The 23,679-nt window shown below is 34.3% G+C and carries 24 protein-coding genes and 1 tRNA gene; 11 read left to right on the forward strand and 14 right to left on the reverse strand.

What is annotated here, in order from left to right:
- Nucleotides 1-152: 152 nt before the first annotated feature.
- On the forward strand, nucleotides 153-1,592 hold the full coding sequence (locus NG806_RS19205; protein WP_261511059.1) for a LuxR C-terminal-related transcriptional regulator: 1,440 nt from the start codon (nucleotides 153-155) through the stop codon (nucleotides 1,590-1,592).
- A gap of 759 nt (nucleotides 1,593-2,351) precedes the next feature.
- Here the strand turns inward: NG806_RS19205 and NG806_RS19210 are convergent.
- The 7 genes from NG806_RS19210 to thrA form a co-directional block, all read right to left on the reverse strand.
- A tRNA-Cys gene (locus tag NG806_RS19210) sits at nucleotides 2,352-2,422 on the reverse strand.
- 50 nt (nucleotides 2,423-2,472) lie between these two features.
- Nucleotides 2,473-2,988, reverse strand: a complete 516-nt coding sequence (locus NG806_RS19215) for an RDD family protein (protein ID WP_214833074.1) — start codon at nucleotides 2,986-2,988, stop codon at nucleotides 2,473-2,475.
- A 27-nt stretch (nucleotides 2,989-3,015) separates the two neighbouring features.
- The gene (locus tag NG806_RS19220) at nucleotides 3,016-4,386 is read right to left on the reverse strand and encodes a DUF4403 family protein (RefSeq protein ID WP_251040633.1); all 1,371 of its coding nucleotides are present in this window, start codon (nucleotides 4,384-4,386) and stop codon (nucleotides 3,016-3,018) included.
- 25 nt (nucleotides 4,387-4,411) lie between these two features.
- Entirely contained in the window at nucleotides 4,412-4,780 is a 369-nt protein-coding gene (gene folB / locus NG806_RS19225; RefSeq protein WP_261511060.1) for a dihydroneopterin aldolase, read from the reverse strand.
- Between the two features lie 5 nt (nucleotides 4,781-4,785).
- Nucleotides 4,786-6,090: a threonine synthase gene (thrC, locus tag NG806_RS19230; RefSeq protein ID WP_261511061.1), complete on the reverse strand. Its 1,305-nt coding sequence runs from the start codon at nucleotides 6,088-6,090 to the stop codon at nucleotides 4,786-4,788.
- Nucleotides 6,091-6,105: 15 nt separating this feature from the next.
- A complete protein-coding gene (locus tag NG806_RS19235; RefSeq protein WP_261511062.1) occupies nucleotides 6,106-7,035 on the reverse strand; it encodes a homoserine kinase in 930 nt (309 codons plus the stop codon).
- Nucleotides 7,036-7,046: 11 nt separating this feature from the next.
- A complete protein-coding gene (gene thrA, locus NG806_RS19240) occupies nucleotides 7,047-9,497 on the reverse strand; it encodes a bifunctional aspartate kinase/homoserine dehydrogenase I (protein ID WP_261511063.1) in 2,451 nt (816 codons plus the stop codon).
- Nucleotides 9,498-10,188: 691 nt separating this feature from the next.
- Between thrA and NG806_RS19245 the strand changes: the two genes are divergently transcribed.
- From NG806_RS19245 to NG806_RS19280, 8 genes are all read left to right on the forward strand, one after another.
- Complete coding sequence (locus tag NG806_RS19245; protein WP_261511064.1) at nucleotides 10,189-10,317, forward strand: hypothetical protein; 129 nt, start codon at nucleotides 10,189-10,191, stop codon at nucleotides 10,315-10,317.
- A gap of 370 nt (nucleotides 10,318-10,687) precedes the next feature.
- Complete coding sequence (locus NG806_RS19250; protein WP_261511065.1) at nucleotides 10,688-10,855, forward strand: bacteriocin-like protein; 168 nt, start codon at nucleotides 10,688-10,690, stop codon at nucleotides 10,853-10,855.
- A gap of 41 nt (nucleotides 10,856-10,896) precedes the next feature.
- Nucleotides 10,897-11,091 carry a bacteriocin-like protein gene (locus tag NG806_RS19255; protein WP_214833064.1) on the forward strand — a complete coding sequence of 65 codons (195 nt, stop codon included), beginning with the start codon at nucleotides 10,897-10,899 and terminating at the stop codon, nucleotides 11,089-11,091.
- Between the two features lie 128 nt (nucleotides 11,092-11,219).
- On the forward strand, nucleotides 11,220-11,414 hold the full coding sequence (locus tag NG806_RS19260) for a bacteriocin-like protein (protein WP_214833062.1): 195 nt from the start codon (nucleotides 11,220-11,222) through the stop codon (nucleotides 11,412-11,414).
- Between the two features lie 64 nt (nucleotides 11,415-11,478).
- Nucleotides 11,479-11,664: a bacteriocin-like protein gene (locus NG806_RS19265; RefSeq protein WP_261511066.1), complete on the forward strand. Its 186-nt coding sequence runs from the start codon at nucleotides 11,479-11,481 to the stop codon at nucleotides 11,662-11,664.
- Between the two features lie 97 nt (nucleotides 11,665-11,761).
- The gene (locus NG806_RS19270) at nucleotides 11,762-11,947 is read left to right on the forward strand and encodes a bacteriocin-like protein (protein WP_214833059.1); all 186 of its coding nucleotides are present in this window, start codon (nucleotides 11,762-11,764) and stop codon (nucleotides 11,945-11,947) included.
- Between the two features lie 34 nt (nucleotides 11,948-11,981).
- Nucleotides 11,982-12,155, forward strand: coding sequence for a hypothetical protein (locus tag NG806_RS19275; RefSeq protein WP_214833057.1), 174 nt, complete (start codon nucleotides 11,982-11,984; stop codon nucleotides 12,153-12,155).
- A gap of 22 nt (nucleotides 12,156-12,177) precedes the next feature.
- On the forward strand, nucleotides 12,178-12,357 hold the full coding sequence (locus tag NG806_RS19280; protein WP_261511067.1) for a hypothetical protein: 180 nt from the start codon (nucleotides 12,178-12,180) through the stop codon (nucleotides 12,355-12,357).
- Between the two features lie 40 nt (nucleotides 12,358-12,397).
- Here NG806_RS19280 and nadA read toward each other — a convergent pair whose 3' ends face one another.
- The 3 genes from nadA to NG806_RS19295 all read right to left on the reverse strand — a co-directional run bounded on the left by nadA (nucleotide 12,398) and on the right by NG806_RS19295 (nucleotide 14,985).
- Nucleotides 12,398-13,417, reverse strand: coding sequence for a quinolinate synthase NadA (gene nadA / locus NG806_RS19285; RefSeq protein WP_214833052.1), 1,020 nt, complete (start codon nucleotides 13,415-13,417; stop codon nucleotides 12,398-12,400).
- 49 nt (nucleotides 13,418-13,466) lie between these two features.
- Nucleotides 13,467-14,033: a guanylate kinase gene (gene gmk, locus NG806_RS19290; protein ID WP_261511068.1), complete on the reverse strand. Its 567-nt coding sequence runs from the start codon at nucleotides 14,031-14,033 to the stop codon at nucleotides 13,467-13,469.
- A gap of 94 nt (nucleotides 14,034-14,127) precedes the next feature.
- Nucleotides 14,128-14,985 carry a YicC family protein gene (locus NG806_RS19295; RefSeq protein ID WP_214833048.1) on the reverse strand — a complete coding sequence of 286 codons (858 nt, stop codon included), beginning with the start codon at nucleotides 14,983-14,985 and terminating at the stop codon, nucleotides 14,128-14,130.
- Nucleotides 14,986-15,097: 112 nt separating this feature from the next.
- Between NG806_RS19295 and miaA the strand changes: the two genes are divergently transcribed.
- A complete protein-coding gene (miaA, locus tag NG806_RS19300; protein ID WP_261511069.1) occupies nucleotides 15,098-16,006 on the forward strand; it encodes a tRNA (adenosine(37)-N6)-dimethylallyltransferase MiaA in 909 nt (302 codons plus the stop codon).
- 50 nt (nucleotides 16,007-16,056) lie between these two features.
- On the opposite strand, the gene NG806_RS19305 is transcribed toward miaA, so the two are convergent.
- The 4 genes from NG806_RS19305 to NG806_RS19320 all read right to left on the reverse strand — a co-directional run bounded on the left by NG806_RS19305 (nucleotide 16,057) and on the right by NG806_RS19320 (nucleotide 22,808).
- Nucleotides 16,057-17,469, reverse strand: a complete 1,413-nt coding sequence (locus NG806_RS19305) for an efflux transporter outer membrane subunit (RefSeq protein WP_214833043.1) — start codon at nucleotides 17,467-17,469, stop codon at nucleotides 16,057-16,059.
- 21 nt (nucleotides 17,470-17,490) lie between these two features.
- On the reverse strand, nucleotides 17,491-20,667 hold the full coding sequence (locus tag NG806_RS19310) for an efflux RND transporter permease subunit (RefSeq protein WP_214833042.1): 3,177 nt from the start codon (nucleotides 20,665-20,667) through the stop codon (nucleotides 17,491-17,493).
- Nucleotides 20,668-20,710: 43 nt separating this feature from the next.
- Nucleotides 20,711-21,871, reverse strand: a complete 1,161-nt coding sequence (locus tag NG806_RS19315) for an efflux RND transporter periplasmic adaptor subunit (RefSeq protein WP_214833040.1) — start codon at nucleotides 21,869-21,871, stop codon at nucleotides 20,711-20,713.
- 340 nt (nucleotides 21,872-22,211) lie between these two features.
- Complete coding sequence (locus tag NG806_RS19320) at nucleotides 22,212-22,808, reverse strand: TetR/AcrR family transcriptional regulator (protein ID WP_214833038.1); 597 nt, start codon at nucleotides 22,806-22,808, stop codon at nucleotides 22,212-22,214.
- A 166-nt stretch (nucleotides 22,809-22,974) separates the two neighbouring features.
- Between NG806_RS19320 and NG806_RS19325 the strand changes: the two genes are divergently transcribed.
- Complete coding sequence (locus tag NG806_RS19325; RefSeq protein ID WP_214833036.1) at nucleotides 22,975-23,529, forward strand: thioredoxin family protein; 555 nt, start codon at nucleotides 22,975-22,977, stop codon at nucleotides 23,527-23,529.
- Nucleotides 23,530-23,679 lie beyond the last annotated feature (150 nt).

Below are 23,679 nucleotides of genomic sequence, written 5' to 3' on the forward strand. Positions count from 1 at the left end.
ATTTTTTCCAAAACTACTTATTATCTTATTTGTAAATGAGTTTTAATGTATTGATAAACAGATAGTAGTATGTAATACGTATGTTTTTATATGGAATGGTAAAAAATAAGTACATTAGTTTTGCAGTTGAAAAAGAAACTACTTTAAAAACTATGGTTAAAAAATTATTATTGCTTGTATTTGCTTTCTGCTTGTCTGGATTTTCGTTTTCTCAAGTTTTAGGAGAAAAGCATTATAAAGATATGATCTATGGTATCGATTTTTCAACAGCAGGTGATGGGGAAATAAAAAAGATCAAAAATATTATAGAGCAATGTGGGGGAGCAGATTATAAAGATTGTGTTGCTTTAGGTAATCTAAAGATTGCTAATATTTATAATAAAAATAATGATATAGAGAAGTCATTTAATTATGGAGATAAAGTTGAAAAATTAATTACTCCCGATACTGATCCTGAAATTGTCTTCTATTTGCGTGCACTGCAATTTGGTTTATTCATGAAACTAGGGAAAAGAATGGATGCGTTAGGTAAATTAGATGAAATACCTCCAAGAGTAAGAGAAAATCCTTATTTTGATTATTTACTGAATTGGTATTATGGTGAATTCTATAATGATACTGGTGAAAAAGAAAAAGCATTATATGCCTATAAAAAAGCATACAAACGGGCTAAAATATTTAGAAGCAATACTAGTAAGTATCTTTCAAATCCAAGTAAAGATAAGATCAGTAATAGTTATAAACCAACATCTTCTATTGCATGGATGTATCTTGATTTAGGTAAAACGGATTCAGCAAAGGTATACATTGAAGAAGCTATCAGTGATGCGAAGAAAATAAATAATATGGAAAGTACCTATTATTCCTCTTTGTATGCGGCCAGATATTATAAGGCCATTAAAGACTACAAAAAAGCTCAGCAATATTTGTGGACCAGCAAATATATCGCGGGCAAATTCTATAAGAGTGAGGGTTATGTAAAAGCGGTTAATACAGCTTTGTTAATTTTATATAGAGACATGAAGGTGACCGATAGTGTTAATTACTATTCGATGCGGCTTCTTGCTGAAGAAAATATCAACGATAAACAGAATAAAAATCTCAATGATATTATTGACAAGAAAAAAAATATTGACGAAACGGAGCATCAAGAACAGGCTGATAGATTAAAATATATTTTAATTGCCAGTTTTTTAATATGTATTCTATTGGTGTATTTTATTTTCTTTTTTTATAAAAAATATAAAAGTAAAAGCTTAGACAAAATCGATAAGCAAGTAGAGCAACCCGTTTTGCATGATAATGGTCTGTTTAATGAAGTAATCCTCTTGGCTAAACAAAATAGCCCTGAATTCCTCACAAGGTTTAATGATTATAATCCTCATTTTACGGAAAAGCTATTAAAAATAAGCAATCTTAAAAGTTCAGAAATAAGGTTTTGTGCCTACCTGTATTTAAATTTTTCAACAAAAGATATTGCAGAATATACCCACACCTCTGTCAGAACCGTTCAGACCAAAAAATATAACCTGCGGAAAAAACTTAGTATTCCCAGTGATGTAGATATATATCTGTGGTTTAGTGATTTATAAAAATGATGGAGTGGTGCTGTTGTCTTTAAACAAGAAATACCCAAACTCTAAGGATAAAGATTTGTATGTAATGGCTCTGTATATTATTGAAACAGGTTGGATTTCTTTTATACAGGAACCTTTGGTTTGCCCAGAATGATATTGCAGGAATTAAAATTATATGTTAAATAATAAAGTCTCCTCTATTGTTTTGTAATGTTCTATAATATAGTTAGTTGTTGTTAAAAAGGAAATATTTTAACTGATTCTTATTGATTTTTTTTTCTTAAAATAATGCTAAAATGGAAATAGATAGCCTTTTTGGCACAATATTTCAATGTAAAATGTAACTCATGTTTAATTTGAGTTTTCATGGTTATTAGTTTTTATCCCCAACTTCGGTTGGGGATTTTTTTATTTAAAAAGGAGTCCTTCATTAAAGAAGAACTCCAAAGGGCAAATGAATGCTATTTTAAAAAGTGTTTTCAGATAAATGCTCCTCAAAAGAAGAGAAACATTGCAATAGTAAACGATGAAAATTATTATTAGATTGGATTTCTAGTTCAAAACTAGTGATAGATCTTTAAATTTATTTATGATCGCAATCATAAAGAGCTGAATTAAAGTGTTTTTGTTACTTTACTACAAAAATTATTGTTAATGTATGTGAGTATATGGTATAACAGAGAAAAAAACACTTTGTTTTTCTGTAGTAACAGGACAAAATAAAAACACCTTTCAATAATCAACTGATTTACAGTCTCTTAAAGAAAGGCGATGAGGTACCTAGCGGATTCGAACCGCTGTAGATGGTGTTGCAGACCACTGCCTAGCCGCTCGGCCAAAGTACCATTTTTGAAGTGTGCAAATATAAAAATTTTTCTGAATGAAACAAAGTTTTTTAGATATTTTCTTTTGTTCCAAGGGTGTTTATATCGCTTTTCAACTGTAACTCAGCTTCATAATCTTTCTTTATAATAACACAGGTCTGGCTCCATTTGTCATGAAGTCCACTTTTATCAGCTAAGTATGATAGCGGATCTACAAAAGGGATTCCTCGGATAATATTTCTTAGCAAGTAATTACCGACATTAGGTGAGGTTCCATCTGTCATAATTACCTTAGTTCCGGTAATCAATTTACCTAGGCTTCTACCTTGAGTAATTAGCTCGGTTAAAAACATAACAAAAAGATATGCAGATAAAGTGATCAGCCGATCCAGCATCGGATTCATATTTTCCATCCTGTATCCTATTTCTTCTACAGTACTGCCTGTGATCAATGCATAAGCAACGCCCAGTAATCCGAACAGGATCAGGATCAATATATAGCTGAAAATAAAATCGATTATATAATTAGCCAGTCTAAGGCCTTGTGAAGCCCTATGTCTGTCAACAATTTGTAAATATTTTCTCATGGTGTATAGTTTAGTTTTTAGTTTTACTTAGATTCCATTGATGATTAGTTTTAATGAGGCATTTGTGTCGATGACAGCGGTAATTCCAGAAGTACCTAAAAGGATTTGACTTGGTCTCAGATTGAAGACTCTTCCATTCATTTTTAAACCCTTATAATATTCTTTATTAAAAGCTTCTTCAATACTTTTTTTAGAAGTATCAACCAGTTCCTGTGTAGGAATTCCGTATTCTTCCTCGATCATTTTTACAATTTTCCCCTGAAACAATAGACTGGCTGTTTTTTGCAGGATATTCATTGTTTTCAGCTTGAACTTAGTGTTCGACAGCACAATTTTTTTCTTGATATCATCATACACAGGAATTCCCGAAATAAGTGCTGTTCCTTTTATATATCCTTCAGTCTGGGCTTCGATCATAATTCTGTTTTCAACACCATATACCCTGATATCTGTAATTTTCACTTTAGAATCCCGGACATCATATTCCTTACCCAGGAACATTTTTCGGGCGATATTCGATGCTTCTGTGAAAGGAACATTTGCTGTCGTCTGCAATGAAAACTGATCTCCAAGGGTTGGCGTAAAGTTAAAATTACCTGCCGTTTTTACGGGTAATGAAGATGCCGGTTTACTTCCTGTAAACGTTTCAGAATAAATATCTATACCAATATTGGCATCGATCTGATTACCATAGAATTTAAGTGGTGTGATATTTACATTCACTGGCGTTACTTTTAGCCACGTATTATATTCTTCAGAGATATTAAAAGGTTGTGAGAAAACATTCCAAGCCATTACAGCATATTGCTGAAAATTAAGTTGAGTTCCCATTTGCTGATCGATCGTTTTGCAGAATTTTAGCTGCTGCTCTTTCAGGCTTTTTTCAACCAGGGAAGTAATGGGGATCTGCACTTTTCCATAATCTAAAACAGGCTTCGTTACCCATTTGAATCCCATCGGCTGTGTGTTTGTAATAATGGTCCAGTTATTTTTAAAATTTAAGGTTGTATTAAAATACATTACCGTTTCAAAAGTAGTATTCTGATATGAATAAATTCCAAGGGTACCAATCCCTTTCTCTGCCCATATTTTCAAAGGAACTTCGATTAAAAGGTTTTGATTGGTTCCGCCAACAAGTCTTATAGGACGTGTTTTCCAGACTTTCACCTTAAACTGGTCATTATTGTTATCCGTGTACGAATCATCCTGATAGATCAGCTCCTTCACTGAAGAATTGATCATATTGCCAATTTCAGAAAGTGGTATTGTTACCGGCATCGTAATGCTGGATTTTATCTTTGGAAAATTATAATCTGCCAGTTGATTATTAATATTGGTCTGGCCAAAAATACTAACAAATAACAGCGAAAATAATAGGGTCGTGAATTTCAAGTTCATAGGTTGGAAAGTGAAAATAATGTTATTAATTATTAGGGTTGAAAGTTTTTTCAAGCTCAATGCTTGCACCTGTCATTTCTCCTTGCATTGGTGGAGCCGTTTTGGTAATTTTTAATTTAATATAAGAAATTTCAGGAAAACTTTCATAAATTTTTGAAATGATCCTTCCTGCAACATGTTCTAAAAGTTTGGATTTAATTTTCATTTCACCATGAATAATATCATTGATGTCGGCATAGCTGATTGTATCATTCAGATCATCAGATTCAGATGCTTTCCAAAGGTCGGTGTGAATTTCTAAATTGAGTAAGTAGTACGTGCCAATGGTGTTTTCTTCAGGTAAAACACCATGGTACGCATATATTTTAACATCCTCTAGAAAGATTTTGCTCATAAAATTCAATTTTTATTTAGCAAAAATCGTTTTAATTCTTCAAAGTCTGAATTAATTTCTACTGTTTTTTTATCCTTGTTCATTAATTCCTTTAATGACGCGGGAATTTTGATTTTTTCTCCAATTGCTTTCTCTACAGAATCAGGAAATTTTACAGGATGAGCCGTTTCCAGAATGAATCCCTTTTTATCAGGATGTTCTTCTAAATAATTTTCCAGGGCTGAATAGGCAACAGCTCCATGAGGTTCAAGAATATAGGTATACTGTTCATAAACTTTCCTTATCGTCTCTAAAGTATCTTCATCATTTACAGAATATCCTGAAATACTGTTTTTTAGATTTTCAAACTGATCCTGAAACAATTCTAAAATACGCACAAAATTACTTGGATTACCAACATCCATTGCATTGGAAAGGGTAGCCACTGTTTCTTTAGGTTCTAAAATTTTTGTTTTTAAATAATAAGGAACAACATCATTAGCATTACAGGCCGCAATAAAATGATCGACTTTCATTCCTCTAAAATGGGCTAGAATTCCGGCGCAGATGTTTCCAAAATTTCCGCTTGGTACACAGATAACAGGATCTCCTTTTTCAGCTTTTTGCCATTTTTTTAAAGCCAGTAAATAATAGATCTGCTGAGGTAGCCATCTTGCAATATTAATAGAATTCGCAGAAGTTAGAAAAATCCTGGAATTAATTTCCTCATCTGAAAAAGCCTGTTTTACAAGATTCTGACAATCATCAAAACTGCCATCCACTTCCAATGCTGTGATATTTTCTCCCAAAGCCGTTAATTGCTTTTCCTGAACAATGCTTACCCTTCCTTTAGGGTAAAGAATAATGACATCGATCCCGGGAACCTTATAAAAGCCACCGGCAACAGCACCTCCGGTATCTCCGGAAGTAGCTACTAAAACCGTAACTTTCTTATCATCATCTTTTAAAAAGTAAGATAGACACAGGCTCATAAACCTTGCGCCAATATCTTTAAAGGCAAGGGTAGGACCATGAAACAATTCAAGTACAGAAATTTTATCATTGATCTTCTTAAGTGGGATCTCAAATGAGATGGTTTCCGAGATCATTTTTCGTAATTCCATTTCAGGAATCTCTTCATCCACAAAATCTTTCATACAGCGAAAGGCAATTTCTTCATCTGAAAACCGGTTGAGATCCCGTATGAAATCTTCATCAAACCGAGGAATCGTTTCAGGAAAGAATAGTCCTTTATTTTTCCCCTGACCTTTAGTAGAAGCTGTTTTAAAATTGACCTGCTCTTCTTTATCTTTTAAATTATAATAATTCATCTTTTATAGTTTTGATTAATGATTATGCTCTATAATGGTAATTCCTGTAGGATTAATATCAGAAACATATCCAAAACTTTCCACTTCAATTTTGTCATAGACGGATTTCATCATCCGGACGATTTCTTCTGCCGTTTCTTTCTTTTCCGTAAGCATAAAAATAGAAGGGCCGGATCCCGAAATGCCGCCACCTAATGCGCCAAGCTCCAAACTCTTTCTTTTAATGGTATCAAATTCCGGAATCAAAATACTTCGGACAGGTTCTACAATCACATCATTTAGACTTCTTCCGATCAGCGATAGATCATTTTTCTCAATACCGGCAATTAACCCGGCAATATTTCCCCATTGCGTTACGGCATCTTTCATCATTATATTTTTCTTCAGTATTTGTCTGGCATCAGACGTTTTCACCTCTACCTGAGGATGAACTGCAGCAACAAACAGATCAGGAGTGTTCAAAGGGATAATATCAATGGGGTTTGAAGATTTTACCAAAGCTATACCTCCATATATGCATGGTGCAATATTATCTGCATGCCTGACTCCGGAAGCTAATTCTTCTCCAAACATGGCAAAATGAATGACCTCATCTCTGGATAAAATATTTCCTAATAAAACATTCGCTGCAAAAGCTGCTCCCGCGGCACTTGCTGCACTGGAACCAAGACCACTGCCTGGTTTTATGTTTTTATGAATAATCACTTCAAATCCATTTTTCAGATTCAGATGCTCCAATATTTTTTTTAATACAACACCTGCTACATTTTTTGAAGCTTCTTCCGGAAGACCAAAGTGATCGGTATGCCGGATGATAATATCAGGTATTTGTGTTATTCTTAATTCCATTTCGTCGTATGGCTCATTAATGGCCATTCCTAAAATGTCAAAACCACAAACCAGATTGGCAATTGTTGCCGGAATTTTAATTTTTATACTTTTCATATTTTATGTTTTTAAACTGAACGAACGATATCTGCAAAAACCCCACTCGCAGTAACTTCAGCACCTGCACCAGCTCCTTTTACCACCAATGGCTGTTCGGAGTATCTTAGAGTTTTGAAAATTACAATATTGTCTTTGCCGTATAGATGATACAAATCGCTGTTGGGACTGATATGCTGTAATCCTACTTTTGCTTTTCCATTGTTAAATTCGGCTACATATTTTAAGATTTTACCTTCTTTTTTAGCCTGATCAAATAAGTTTTTAAAATGATCTTCATATTTCACGAGCATTTTATAAAAATAATCTACATCGCCATTCATACATTCCTCCGGAAGGAAACTGACGTTTTCAATTTCATCAAACTGCAACGGGAAACCAGCTTCACGAGCCAGAATTAAAATTTTCCGTGCGACATCTGTTCCTGCAAGGTCCAGTCTTGGATCAGGTTCGGTAAAACCTTCTTTCTGTGCCTGAGCGACTACTTCAGAAAATGGCTGAGTACCATCATAATGATTGAAAACGAAATTTAAAGTGCCACTTAGCACTGCCAGTATTGAAGTAATAATATCTCCACTTCTAACCAGATCATTTATTGTTCCTATAATAGGTAATCCAGCTCCTACATTGGTTTCAAAGAAAAAGTTACAATTGTGATTTTTTGCAAGATTTTTGAGTTTCTTGTAATTTTCAAAATCTGAAGCCGCAGCAATTTTATTACAAGCCACAATGTTGATACTTTTCTTTAGAAGGTCTTCATAAATTTCGGGAATCTCAGGATTAGCGGTAAGGTCAACAAAAACAGAGTTTCGTAAATTTCGGGTTCTGATTTCCTGACTAAACTGATGGGCAGAAGCAGCCTCTCCATTCTCAAGAAAATGTAGATAATCAGTTTCTGGAATTCCATGGTCTGAAAAGACCATTTTCCGGCTATTTGATAAACCTGCAATTCTAAGATTGATCGACAGATTTTCTATCAGGTATTTGTTCTGTGCGTAAACCTGTTGTATTAACTTAGTTCCTACATTTCCTGTTCCACATATATAAAGATGGACCTGTTTTATTTCGGACTCAAAAAATTCTTCGTGCAGAATATTGACTGCTTTTTTAGTATCAATTTCAGAAATAACAATACTGATGTTTTTTTCTGAAGAGCCTTGCGCAATTGCCCTGATATTAATCCCATTGTTTCCCAGGCAACTGAACATTTTTGCACTAACACCGCTTCTGCTTTTCATATTTTCTCCAACTAACGCCACAATAGAAAGCCTGTCTTCAATTTTTACAGGTTCTATTCTTTTCAGCTTAAAATCATCTTCAAATGCCGAATTGATTGCATTTTCAGCGTGGAAAACTTCTTGTTTATTAATAGCAATGGTAATAGAATGTTCCGATGAGCTTTGGGTAATAAGGATGACATTTATTTTTTCATGACTTAAACACTGAAATAATTTAGCTGAGATACCCGGAACACCTACCATCCCGCTTCCTTCCAAAGTAAGAAGAGCGATATGATTCATATTGGAAATACCAACTGCTATTTGTTCTTGCTCCTTATCAGAAGATTTTGAATGTTGTGTAACCAAAGTTCCGGGTGCCTCTGCATCAAAAGTGTTTTTGATCCTAAGATCAATATTTTTTACCATAACCGGCTGAATCGTTGGTGGATAAAGTACTTTTGCTCCAAAATGGGAAAGTTCCATGGCTTCCTGGTAAGATATTTCAGGAATGACTTTAGCTTGGGAAACGAGTCGCGGGTCAGCGGTCATCATTCCACTTACATCGGTCCAGATCTGAAGTTCCCCGGCATCAATTGCGGAAGCAATAATGGAAGCAGAATAATCTGATCCACCTCTTCCTAATGTTGTTCTGTTTCCATTTTCATCACTCGCAATAAATCCGGGAGCTACAAAGATCTGATTGTGGTTATGTTTAAAATAATGTTTCAGGTTTTTTTCGGTAACATCAAAATCCACTTTTGCATGAGTATAGTTGTTATTGGTTCTGATATGATCAGGTGAACTCAGCCATACAGCATCAAATCCTGCAGATTCTAATCTTGCAGCTATGATATTTGATGACAGAAACTCGCCATAAGATGTTATTTTATCTTTAATTCTTGCCGTAAATTCACCCAAAATGAAAATACCATTACATAGATCTTCAATATCATTGAAATGCTTTTTTACAAAACTTAACCAAGAACTTTGCGCTGAAATAGGGAAGATTTCTTTTACGATTGCTAAATGTTTTTCTTCAAGATTTTTAAGATATTGCAGATAGTTTTCATCAGCAATAGATGCAAGTTCTGCTGCTTTAATCAATAGGTCTGTAACTCCGTGTAAGGCTGAAACGACAACAATAATTTTATGGTCAGAAGATTCTTTTTTTATAATATTTTCGACTTGTAGAATGGCCTGTGCATCAGCTACAGAAGTTCCACCAAATTTTAAGACTTTCATCATTTATTTTTTAAGGTTATGAAAAATTGAGAAGGATACCCTTTAAAAAAAAGAGTACAGGTACCTGAAATAATATGTGAAAATCTACCCCGCTATGGGGTTGTAGTTGTAGAAGTAATTGTAATAATAAAGGATGCAGTCGGAATAGAAAATTCCGAGTAAGTAGTTACAGATATGTTTTGTACTAATTGCATCTTTGAAGAGACAAATGTAGAAGTTATTTTGGGAAATAAAAATATTTCAGAGACTTAAATGAAAAATATTTCAAAACAACATGAAAATAAACGGCTTGTATCTTGTTGGTAATCACGGTTTCATTTGATTTCAAAATTTATTTATTTCTCTTGAGAATTGAAAGAAAATAGTAAACATTATTTTCAAAATAATTACTCAAAAGTTTACAAATATTCAGTATTTGCTTTTTTGGAGATGATTGAAGTTAATGTATAATTAACAAATTTCTTGTTATTTTTTACAATAACAATAATAATAGACTTTTTCATTATTTATGAACATTGTCAAATATCCCATTTGCAAATGTTTTTTTATTTTTTATTTGATTTGTAGTGTATGGTTTTTATTAAAGGATACTTAATCTATTACATTAATTTGTTAAGTATAACTTAATATTAAAATTTACATATATTAAAATTTTTAACTTTTTTTACATGAAAATTTAGCATTTGTAAAAATGAAAGCACGATTAAAGAAATTACATCTCTTATTTTTCATTGTTTCACTGACTGGAGCCAAGCTTAAAAAAGATATGTTGCAGAAATTATCTCAGGTAAGAACTAATCTTTTCCCCGAGCTTACGTAAAAATAAAAAGTTCATGTGAAAATATAATTATGGACATTAATTATTGTTCCCCAAATCCATGTTGTATTTTTTGATTTTTATAATTTAGCGCTTTAAACTCAGGATAAATGATCGAGTTCAAATACAAAACTATTTCGACAAGAATTGGAATAGTTTTTTTTGTATCTAATATTGATCGTTGATAACTCTTATTTTTCTTTTTTCCAATGATCTGAAGAGAAATACAAAAACCATGGAAATCTTCACACTTACTTAATTATTCTATACAGATATTAAGTCTCACTTTGTTTTTTTATTTTTAATTCTCACTTTCGAGTGAAACAAATATTGAATGATATTCTAAACCTTAAAACAATTAAATCATTTTATTATGAAAAATATTAAAAAACTCTCAAGAGAAGAACAAAAAAAAGTAAATGGCGGATTTACCCAGTTTCAGATAGATACCTGTGGTGGCGCAGCCCTTGTATGTTTCCGACCAGGGGGATGGGGGTGCTGGCGAACTCCGGGAGGAACCTGTTATGCTCCTATGGTATAATTTTTAACATAAAAAAAACTGTTTAACAAAATATCTTTATCATGAAAAAATTATCAAGAACACAGTTAAAAACAATTAATGGTTCAGGCTGTCCGGGAGGCTGTCCGGCAGGAAATACGTATGGCCCACCAGGATCAGGTGCAGCTCATTCATGTGCGGCATATCAATCATTATCGCAATGTTGTAAGAATGAAGCATTTCTCAGTCCAGCGTGTGTTGGACCGGTAATATCTTAGGATATAATAAAGGCTGTTCATTTGAACAGCCTTTATTGTGCTCTTTTCACATCTGTAATAATTATCTTAATTTTCATTGTAATCTAATATATTTATTTATATTTATAATTCAAACAAAATTGAATTATATGAAAAATTTAAAGAAATTAAACAGAGGAAATTTAAAATCAATTAATGGAGGAGCTGTTTGTATAGGAAATTGTCCTCCGGGACCTTACGGTCCGGGTTTTCCATCATCTTGTGAAGCTTTTCATGCATTGCCGCAATGTTGCAAATCTAAGGTATTGGTAAGCTCAGAATGTTTTGATCAGACCGTTAATTAGACAGAATTTCTAAAGCTTATTTTTTTAATTTAATCTTTTATTCATGTTTCAAATTAAAACTAATATGAAAAATTTAAAAAAATTATACAGAGAAAATTTAAAATCGATCAACGGAGGAACGGCATGTAATGAGAATTGTCCTGTAGGACCTTACGGACCGGGTTTTCCAAGATCCTGTGCTGACTTTAATGCATTGCCAAAATGCTGTGAGACCTATGTAAAGGTAAGTATGGATTGCTTTCCTCAATAAAGAAATCAAAGCACTGTTGAGACGGTGCTTTTTTGTCATTTCTTGTTCAAAAATAAAAATATTGGACCTCATCAGAAACTAAATAAATATAAATACTATGAAAAATTCTAAAAAGCTAAGCAGAGAAAATTTGAAATCATTCAATGGAGGTGGAACTTGTAACTATGTTTGTCCTCCAGGGCCATATGGACCAGGTTATCCAAGATCATGTGCTGATTATGATGCCTTACCTGCATGTTGTAAGCCTAAAGTTTTATTGAGTTTCGAATGTGCTCCTGATTAATTTTTATGCTAAACTATAGAACAAATTTAATACGATGAAAAAACTATCAAGATCAAAATTGAAAAATATCAAAGGAGCAATGAACTGTGTTGGATGTCCGGTGAATAATAATTATGGTAACGGTCCAGAGTATTCTAATACTTGTGAGCAGTATCATGCTTTATCGGAGAATTGCAAAAATTGTGTTGATGTAGCTTTCGACTGTTAGTTTAAAATAAACTTAATTTATTATGAAAAAACTATCCAGATTAAAACTGAAAAACATTAAAGGTGCCTCGAACTGTTCTGGCTGCCCTGTAAATAATACGTATGGGCCAGGGCCGGAGTATACTAATTCCTGTGACGATTATTTTAATCTATCAGGAAATTGCAGAGCGTGTGTAGACGTGGCAGCCTATTGTTTCGAATAACAATACATAAAAAAAGCACTGTGAAAACAGTGCTTTGAATTTATTTTATACTTTTTGAAAGATCCAGCATCGCTTCGATTGGCTTTAAAGCTCTCAAACGAAGTTCTTCATCGATAAGGATTTCCGGAAGTTCATATTTCATACACAAATACAATTTTTCCATTGTATTACGTTTCATGTAGAAACACTCAGAACAGTTACAGCTTTCATCAAAAACCAAAGCTGGAATCAATTCTTTATGTGGAGCACGTTTTCTCATTTCATGAAGAATACCTTCTTCAGTTGCAATAATGAATTTCTGACACTCGTCTTTTTCTACATAGTTTAACAATGCAGAAGTTGAACCTATAAAATGAGCAAGCTTTAAAACAGCTTCTTCACTCTCAGGGTGTGCAATCAGTTTTGCATCCGGATTGTCTGCCAATTGCTGAGCAATTCTTTCCATTGAGAAAGCTTCATGAACGATGCAACTTCCATCCCAAAGGATCATATCACGACCTGTTTTTTTAGAAAGGTATCTTCCCAAGTTTTTATCAGGTGCAAAAATGATAGGTCTGTCTTTCGGTAAAGCTTCAATTACCGTTTCAGCATTGGAACTTGTTACAATAATATCACTTTCAGCTTTAGTTTCAGCATTACAGTTGATGTATGTTGCAATTAAAGCATTTGGATGCTGCTCACGCATTTTTCTCAATCCTTCACCGCTACAGCCATCAGCTAAAGAACATCCTGCCATTGTATCTGGAAGAACTACTTTTTTGGTAGGGTTTAAGATTTTTGCCGCTTCTGCCATAAAGTGAACACCACAGAAAACGATCATATCAGCGTTCGTATCTTTTGCCTGTCTTGCCAACTGTAAAGAATCTCCAAGAAAATCAGCAATATCCTGAATTTCTCCAGGTTGGTAATAATGCGCTAAAATAACCGCATTTTTTTCTTCTTTAAGTTTAAGAATAGCTTTCACTAATTCTTCTCCTTGAGGAATCGCTATATCTTTTATATCTAAAAATCCCCTAACAGGAATAGCAGATTTAGCTCTTTCTAATGTTTCGGTACTCATATCAACCTCAATGTTTTTGTTTTTAAAAGTAGAAATTTTTAACTGCTTTTTAATGACTACTGATAAAATTTTTTATTAAACTTTCTATTTCTATTTTTGCTTCACCCAAATCCGTATTGATCACGATTTTATCAAATTCGCTGGCATAGGTCATTTCTTCTTCTGCCTTTTCTACACGGGTTTTAATGGTTTCTGCATCATCTGTATTTCTTGAAATCAATCTTCGTTCCAATTCTTCAATAGAAGGGGGTTCAATGAAGATAGAGAAGGCTTTTTTACCAAAATATTTTTTTAAAGAAATTCCTCCCTTCACATCAACATCAAAAATAACTACTTTGCCTTGATTCCAGATTTTCTCTACCTCAGATTTTAAAGTACCGTAATATTTATCGGTATATACTTCTTCATATTCTACAAAAGCACCCTCAGTGATCTTTTGTCTGAATTCATCCGGAGTTAAAAAATGATAATCCACAGCATGTACTTCAGTTCCCCTCGGCTGTCTCGTAGTACAGGAGATCGAGAATTTAAGTTCCGGAAATATATCTAAAGAATGTTTTACTAATGTTGTTTTTCCGCTCCCGGATGGCGCTGAAAATATGATAACTTTTTCCATGGTTGATGGGTTTCAAGTTTCGGATTCCGGATTTTGGGTTTTATCTTCTGATTGAAATTCAGATATTACCCTGCATCTCGGATCACGTAACTATCTATAATACATTTAACGTTTGTTCTTTAATTTTTTCCAGGTCATCCTTCATCATTACTACTAATTTCTGAATTTCAGCATGATTGGCTTTTGAACCTAATGTATTGATTTCTCTTCCGATCTCCTGAGAAATAAAACCTAATTTCTTTCCATTAAAATCTTCATTATCCATTACTTCTTTATAGTATTTCAAATGCTGGGAAAGTCTGACTTTCTCTTCAGAAATATCTAATTTTTCCGTAAAATATGCCATTTCCTGATAGAAACGGGTTTCATCTACATTTTCAAATTCTTTTAAAGATTTTTGATAACGCTCTTTTACACTATTAATTCTTACCTCTTCATAAGGAATAACTTCAGATAAATATTTATCGATATTCTGAATATTTTTCTCCAGTTCCAAATGCAGGGTCTTGCCTTCAGTTTTTCTGAATTCTTCGAATCTATCAACAGAATTGTTTACGATTCTTGCCAGGTTTTCCCATTCTCCATCTGTAAGTTCATCAGGTCTTGATGTAATAGCATCAGGAAGCCTTACTGCCATTTTTAGATATTCAAAGTCAGGTCCGTCAGAGGCTATATTACGGAGTTCACTCATGTATGAATCGATGAGGTTTCTATTGATTTTTACATCATTGCTTTCCTCAAGATTCTCCACTGAAATGTAGCAATCCACTTTTCCACGAATAATTCTGTCGTTAAGAATTTTTCTGATTTCGAATTCTTTTTCTTTATAGCGTAACGGTATTTTAATATTTAAATCAAAGCTCTTGCTGTTCAGTGATTTAATATCTACGCATATTTTTTTACCTTCAAAAACATCTTCAGCTCTACCGAAGCCAGTCATTGATAAAATCATAGTTTTTTATTGTCTTACAAAGATAAACATTTAAATTAGCACTGTGAAAAACATATTCACTGATCAAGATTTAGATTTCATATGACCATTAAAAAAGATAATTAGCCTACCGATGAAAAATTTGATTTCTATAGTAGGACCCACAGGAATTGGAAAAACAAGATTGGCAATTGATCTGGCCAAACATTTCAATACGGAAATTGTTTCCTGTGATTCGCGTCAGTTTTTTAAAGAAATGAAAATAGGCACTGCTTCACCGTCTGTAGAAGAACTGGCTGAAGCACCCCACCACTTTATTGGAAATCTTTCTGTTAAAGAATATTATTCTATTGGGCAGTATGAGGAAGATGTTTTACAAAAACTTAACGAACTTTTTAAAAAATATGATACCGTTATCCTTGTGGGTGGAAGTATGATGTATGAAAAAGCAGTCATTGAAGGATTGAACGATCTCCCTGAGGCTAATATTGAAAATCAAAAGAAACTACAAGAGATTCTGGATTCAGAAGGAGTTGAGAAATTACAGGATATCTTGAAAGAACTAGATCCTGAATACTATGCAGTGGTAGATTTTCATAATCATAGAAGACTTTTGAGGGCAATCGATATCATTTGGCAAACCAATAAAAAATATTCAGACTTAATTGCGGTTTCTCAGGATTCCAGAGATTTTAATGTAATCAGGGTTGGAATTGAAGCTCCAAGAGAAGAGTTGTATGATAGAATCAACAGGAGAGTGGATATTATGATGGAAAAAGGTTTGTTGGAAGAGGCAAGAGGTCTTGAAGAATTTAAAGGACTTACAGCTTTGAATACAGTTGGCTATGCGGAATTGTTTAAATATTTCGAAGGAATCTGGGATCTGGACTTTGCTGTTGGGGAAATCAAAAAGAATAGTCGCAGATATGCAAAAAGACAATTGACCTGGTATCGTAAAGCGGATGACATTCATTATTTACCATTAGGATACACACCACAAGATTTTGATGATTTAATTGAGTGGCTTTCTCAACAACAATAAAAAATGCGACCCGCTAAGGCCGCATTCAACAATATAAATTAAATTTACTACTACTTCCAACCGCCACCTAAAGCTCTGTATAGATCAACAATACTGCTTAATCTCTGTCTTTTTACGGATGCCAGATTCAATTCTGCCTGAAGAGAGTTGGCTTGCGCCGTGATCACTTCAAGGTAGTTTGCCAAGCCTCCTTTATATAACATTTGAGCGCTCTTAATTCCATCTTTCAATGTAGTTACCTGTTCTGTTGCTTTTTGCTCCTGAACTTTTAAATTTTCATTAGAAACCAATGCGTCAGAAACTTCTCCCATTGCATTTAAAACAGATTGACGAAACGCCAATACATTTTTCTCTCTTTGAATTTTAGCAACTGCCAAATCGGTCTTCAACTGTCTCTTTTGGAAGATAGGCTGAGTAATTCCACCTAAAACAGATCCGAATAAAGATGCCGGGATCTGAAACCAGTTATCAAATTTAAAAGAGTTTACTCCTCCATTAGCTGTAATTTTTAATGAAGGATACATATTTGCCTGAGCAATTCCTACTAGTGAATTTGATTCTAGTAAAACCAACTCCTGCTGACGAACATCAGGACGGCGGCTTACCATTTTTGCCGGAAGTCCTGTAGACAGATCCTGAGACAAAGAAGTGTCGGACATTTCAATACCTCTGCTTACTTTATTCGGAGCCTCACCAACCAGAATACTCAATGCATTTTCCTGAATAGCAATATTCTGCTGTAACTGGGAAATTAAAAGTTCTGTAGACTGCTTTTGTGCAGTTGCCTGCTGAACTCCTAATGAAGTAGTATCTCCACTTTCCCACATTTTTTCAGTAATAGATAATGTATTGGAGCTTAGTTCCAAATTAGACTGCGCAATTGTTAATTGCTTATCCAGCATTAATAAATTGTAATATCCTTGAGCAATAGCGGCAACAACCTGGGTCTGAATAGCTTTGGTTGCTTCATAAGTTTGCAGATACTGCATTCTTGAAACTTCCTGTTGATTTTTTATCTTACCCCAGATATCTGCCTCCCATGAAAGATTGAATGCTGCATTATAATCTTCTACATGATTTTTTCCTATAAATAGATTAAGGCTTTGTCCATTCATACTATTTTTCGAAGGTCTTGAAATCTGTCCTGTAACACCAAAACCGATGTCCGGATATTGAAGATATTTCGCTTGAAGTAATCTTTCCTGTGAAGAAGCAACTTGTTTTAAAGCAATCTGCAGATCAAGGTTATGAGCAATTCCTTTTTCAATCAATCCCTGCAAAGCGGGATCTTTGAAAAATTCTTTCCATTCCAAATTCGCAACGCTAGCCGTATCGGCTGTAGCTGTAAAGCGGAATTCTTCCGGAAGCTGTAAGTCCGGTTCCGTGTAGGCGACTTTTGTCTTACACGAAACCGCAGTTACAACCAATATAAAAATTAGAAAAATATTCTTTATTATTTTCATTGTTTTTCTTTTAAATAGACTTTAGTGACCGGTTGTTAAAGCCTGTTCATGATTTTGTTTTTGAAGTCTGCGTTTTTTTCTGCTTGGCATTTTTTCATGCAGATATTGGAAAATTACATACATTACAGGGATAATGAAGATCCCGAATACAACTCCTGTCAACATTCCACCTACAGTACTGATCCCGATAGAATGGTTACCTTTTGCTGAAGCTCCCTGTGTCCAAACCAAAGGAAGCATACCGATGATAAAAGCAAATGAGGTCATCAAAATTGGTCTCAAACGTAATCTTGAAGCCTGAAGAGCAGATTCTATCAATGTTTTGCCTGCTTTTCTTCTTTGAACGGCAAACTCTACAATCAAAATCGCATTTTTCGCCAGCAATCCGACAAGCATGATCAATCCAACCTGTACATAAATGTTATTATCAATGCCAGCTAATCCTGTGAAAGCAAATACTCCAAATATCCCTGTTGGAACAGTAAGAATAATAGCAAAAGGCAGAATGTAACTTTCATACTGGGCTGCCAATAAGAAATACACGAACAAAATACTTAGCATAAAGATGAAAGCAGTCTGTCCACCTGTTTTAATTTCCTCACGGGTAATACCAGTCCATTCATAACCATATCCGCGTGGAAGTGATTGTTTTGCCACCTCTTCAACAGCCTTAATTGCATCTCCCGTACTGTATCCAGGTTTAGGAGTTCCATTGATCGTTACGGCGTTGAATAAGTTATTTCTTGTTACTGTTTCAGGTCCGAAAGTTCTTTTTAAAGTCACCAGCGTTTTGGTTGGAACCATCTCTCCCTGTTTGTTTTTAACATAAATTCCTTCAAGAGAATTGATGTCTGTACGGTAAGGAATATCAGCCTGAGCCATTACTCTGTAATATTTACCAAATCTGTTGAAATCTGAAACGAAGCTACTACCAAAATAGATCTGCATCGTCTGCATAAGATCAGTAACAGATACTCCAAGCTGATTGGCTTTATCCGCATCTACTTCAATAGTATATTGTGGATTTCCTGCTGCATACGTAGTAAAGGCAAATGCAATTTCTTTACGTTTCATCAGTTCCCCAATAAAGGCTTGGGTATTAGCTCCCAATTGTTCAAAAGATCCATTGGTTTTATCCTGTAGCATAAACTCAAATCCACTTACGTTACCAAAACCTTGGATCGTAGGGAAGTTAAAGAAGAATGCGTTGGCGTCTTTTACCTGACTTACTTTTCCTGTTAAACCTGCCGCAATCTGATCAGGATCTTTAATATCACCTCGTTTATCAATATCTTTTAATTTGATAAACCCGGCAGAGTAAGGAGAAGCATTAGCATTACTGATGAAGTTTACCCCATCTGCTACCCATAAGTGGTTAGTTGCTTTTTCAGCGTTTACTATTTTATCGATTTGTTTCGTTGCACGTTGTGTTCTATCCAATGAACTTCCTGGAGGAGTATTTACCGCATATAAAACGAAACCCTGGTCTTCAGTTGGAATAAATCCTGAAGGTGCTTTTTTAATTAAGATAACACTTGCTGCAATTAATAAGGCTAAACCTCCTACAGCCACCCATTTATTTTTGATTAAAAATTTAAGGCTATAGATATACTTCTGTGTCATATTATTGAAGCTGGAATTGAATGCGTTGAAAAACTTCGCTCCAAATCCTTTCTTTAGATGACCATGTTCTCCATCTTGCGGATCTTTTAGGAAAAGGGCACATAAAGCAGGGCTTAATGTTAATGCATTCACAGCCGAAATTAAGATCGCAATAACCAATGTGAAAGCGAACTGTCTGTAAAAGACTCCGGCAGGTCCCTGCATGAAACCAACAGGAATAAACACGGCACACATTACCAAAGTAATCGAAATAATCGCTCCTGAGATTTCACTCATAGAGTTTACTGTTGCCTGCTCTACAGGCATTCCTGTATGTTCCATCTTAGAATGGACTGCTTCTACTACCACAATGGCGTCATCCACCACAATACCAATAGCCAGAATTAAGGCAAACAAGGTAAGCATGTTGATACTGAAACCAAATAGCTGCAGGAAGAAGAAGGTACCAATAATTGCTACCGGAACAGCAATGGCTGGAATTAGAGTAGATCTAAAATCCTGAAGGAAGATATATACTACAATAAATACCAGAATAAATGCAATGATCAATGTTTCTACTACCTGGTCAATAGAAGCATCCAGGAAGTCTTTAGAGTTATACATGATGATTGGATTTACTCCTTTTGGCAGAGTCGTTTTAAGCTCATCTACCTGCTTTTCAATTTGTGTCAGAATCTCATTAGCATTCGAACCTGCAGTCTGTAAAATCGCAAAACCTGCTACTGGTTTTCCATCAACTCTGTTTGTTGCAGTATAGGTATAAGAACCGAATTCTACTCTTGCAACATCTTTTAATCTTAGGAATGAACCGTCATTATTAGCTTTAATAGCGATATTTTCATAGTCTGCATTCTTGCTTAGCTTCCCTTTATATTTAAGGATATATTCATAAGTTTCCTTACTTCCCTGACCAAGACGTCCGGGAGCTGCTTCAAGGTTATGATCTTTGATAGCTGCCATTACTTCCTGTGGAGAAAGATTATTAGCTGCTAAACGATCTGGTTTTAACCAAATACGCATTGAATAATCTTGAGTACCGAATACCTGAGCCTGTGCAACACCGGGAATACGTTGTATCTGTGGAATTACGTTGATCTTAAGGTAGTTCTGTAAAAACAGTTCATCATATTGTTTTGGGTCATCACTTGATAATCCCATAAACATGATCATACTGTTCTGTACTTTTTGAGTTGATATTCCGGCTTGAACAACCTCCTGTGGAAGCTGGCTCATTGCCTTTGATACTCTATTTTGAACGTTTACGGCTGCATTATCAGGATCTGAACCCTGTTTGAAGTAAACGCTCAAAGTCATCGAACCGTCATTACTTGAATTAGAGGTCATATACGTCATGTTCTCAACACCGTTCACTGCTTCCTCAATAGGGACAGCTACTGAACGAGCGACTACTTCCGCATTAGCTCCTGGATAAAATGCCGTTACCTGAACGGTTGGAGGCGCAATATCCGGAAATAATGTAATCGGAAGATTGAAAACCGATAGTATTCCCAGCAATAGTAATATTATGGAGATAACCGTAGAGAGTACTGGTCTTTCTATAAATTGTTTTAACATAAGAAGTTTATTTTTTTAAGTCTTCTGTATCGGATAAGTATGTTTACAAAGGTTTTGATTTGAACAAGCTGTCAGAAGATACTGCTTTCGGTTGTATTGAAGCACCATCTTTTAAGCTTCCAAGACCTTGATATACAATTTTATCACCTACAGAAATTCCATTGGAAACGAAGTAATAGCTTTCTGTTTTTCCAGAAATAGTTATTGGTTTGCTGGTTACTTTTTTATCCTTTCCAACGACATATACATATGTTTTATCTTGAATCTCAAAAGTGGATTCTTGAGGGATAACTAAAATATTGGTAAGAAGCTGAGGCATACGTACTCTTCCTGTATTTCCTGTTCTCAGTGCTCCTTGAGCATTTGGAAATACCGCACGTACACTGATTGCTCCTGTGCTTTTGTCAAACTGACCATCTACAATGCTCATTCTTCCTTTTTCAGAATAGATACTGTTGTCAGCAATTACCAATTCTACCATTGGCATATTTTTTAGTTTCTCCTCTAAAGTAGCTCCAGGATATTTCTTTTGAAAAGCAATGAAATCCAGTTCACTTAAAGAAAAGTAAGCATATATTTCACTGATGTCAGACAATAGAGTTAAAGGGCTTGGATCTGTTCTTGAAATTAAACTTCCTTTTTTATAAGGAATTCTTCCAATATAACCGCTTACGGGAGCTGTAATGGTTGTAAATCCTACATTAATTCTTGCACTTCCAATAGAAGCCTGTGCTTGTGATGCTGCTGCAACTGCTGCTGCATAATTAGCTTTAGCGGTTTTCAGCTGTACATCGGAAACTACTTTTGCAGCTACCAATGGCTGAAGACGGTCGACTTCCACTTTGGCTTTCTGAATATTTGCATTAGCTACTTGTAAGTTAGCCTGTGCCATATTCATTTGCTCACCATAAGCTCTAGAGTCGATTTTGAATAAAGGTTGTCCCGCTCTTACGAAAGCTCCTTCTTCTACATATATCTTATCCAGGTAACCATCTACCTGAGATCTTATTTCTACGTTGTTCTTTCCTTCCAATGCGGTAGGAAATTCCTGATATGTTGTAGCTGGAGAAGTCGTTACAGTATAAACCGGCAATTCTGGAGCAGGAGGCGCTTGGTTCGAATTTTCCGCGGCCTTACTGCAATTCTGTAAAAGGATAATACTTGTTATAAGTAATAAGATCCTCATTGTTCCAGGTATTTTCATTAAAATTTAATTTGTTTTGTTGATTGTTTTGAAATTAATAAGGTTTTTAATAATTCCCGTTATTTTTTCTAACGGTGTTAATGTTTAATTCAAAAAAAATTACAGAATTATTAATAGTAAGTTAGATCGTCATTTCCATAATTAGAGATTTTTTAATGTTGTTTTTATGTATATAAAAGTGAGGTGTGTTGCGTTAATTTTACTAACAGTGTTAATAGTTAAGATTGATGTTACTATTTTAATATGATAAAACCTTAAATTTTTTGTTGATTTAGTTTAAAAATTTAATCTTTCTCTTGATATTTTTCCTAACGGTGTTAATGTTTGATTCAAAAAAAATTTACAATGATTTAACAAAAGCAGAAACCGTCTCGTCTAAAGTGGTTTTGTTCATTGTTGCAGGAATATCAGAGTTTCGCATCATCATAATAGATATTAAACCATGTACTGCAGAAAATAAGGCATGTGACATATGGCATGCATTGTCCGGATTGGATCCATTTTTTATAATAATATTATAAGTACAATCGTAGATCATATCCTGAAATGACGAAAACTCTTCTTTCATTTGTCCTTTACCACTACATTGCATTCCCAAACCAAACATTAATTGGTAATATTCTTTATTTTTAAAAGCAAATTTCCAATAAGTATCTACAATAGCAGTAAGTTGTTCCTCTGGACTATCATATTTTTTTTGAGCCTTTACCAATTCTTTGTGTAAAAGATTGAATCCATTGATAGAGATTTCAAATAAAATAGCTTCTTTATTTTCAAAGTAATCATAAACTACTGGTGCACTGTATTCAATCGCATCGGCTATCTTTCTTATTGAAAGTGAAGCCCAGCCCTCTGTTTTAGCCAAAGTAAAAGCTTCCTGCAAAATATTTGCACGGATAGATTCCTTTTCTCTTTGACGACGTTCATGTAATCCCATGATATTTTTTTACTAACAGCGTTAGCAAAACTACGAAGATTAACTAATATCTTCCAAATAATTCTAAATATTATTTAAACTTTAACATTTAACTGAACTTTATAAAAACCGGAATTGGCAAATCATAAAAGAAACTTTATCTTTGTAATCAAAGAAAATAAAGGATATGAATACTCCCTCAAATATGCTGGCATTAGGAACCAGAGCTCCGTTTTTCGAGCTTCCTAACCCGTCAAAAAGTAACGAAATTCAGTCATTAAATGATCTGAAAGGAGAAAAAGGAACATTGGTGATCTTCATGTGCAACCATTGTCCGTTTGTTCTTCATGTGATCGATAAGCTTAATGAATTATACGAAGATTATCAGGAAAAGGGAATTGAATTCATCGCTATTAACGCGAATGATGTAGAAAAATATCCAGCTGATTCTCCAGAAAAGATGATCGAATTTCAGATTGAAAGAAATTTTGACTTTCCTTATTTATATGATGAGAGTCAAAGTATAGCCAAAGCATACGAGGCGGCATGTACTCCTGATTTCTATTTCTTTGATGATAAATTGGATCTTATTTACAGGGGACAAATGGATGATTCAAGACCAGGAAACAATAAAGATGTAACCGGTGAAGATTTAATCATAGCTTTTGAAAACCTTTTACTGGGAGAACCTCAGGAGGAAATTCAGAGACCAAGTATGGGTTGCAATATTAAGTGGAAATAAGTATTGAATTGAAAATGGAGAATTGAAAGTTAAAAATGACTTTTGATTGTCTTTCTTTTTCAATGTGTAATAATAAGATATAAAGCTGTTCTTTTGTGGAACGGCTTTTTTTGTTTTAAATCTTGCAGATTAAGCTGATAACGTATATTT

It is taken from the genome of Chryseobacterium paludis, from assembly GCF_025403485.1.
In the GTDB taxonomy this organism is placed as follows: domain Bacteria; phylum Bacteroidota; class Bacteroidia; order Flavobacteriales; family Weeksellaceae; genus Chryseobacterium; species Chryseobacterium paludis.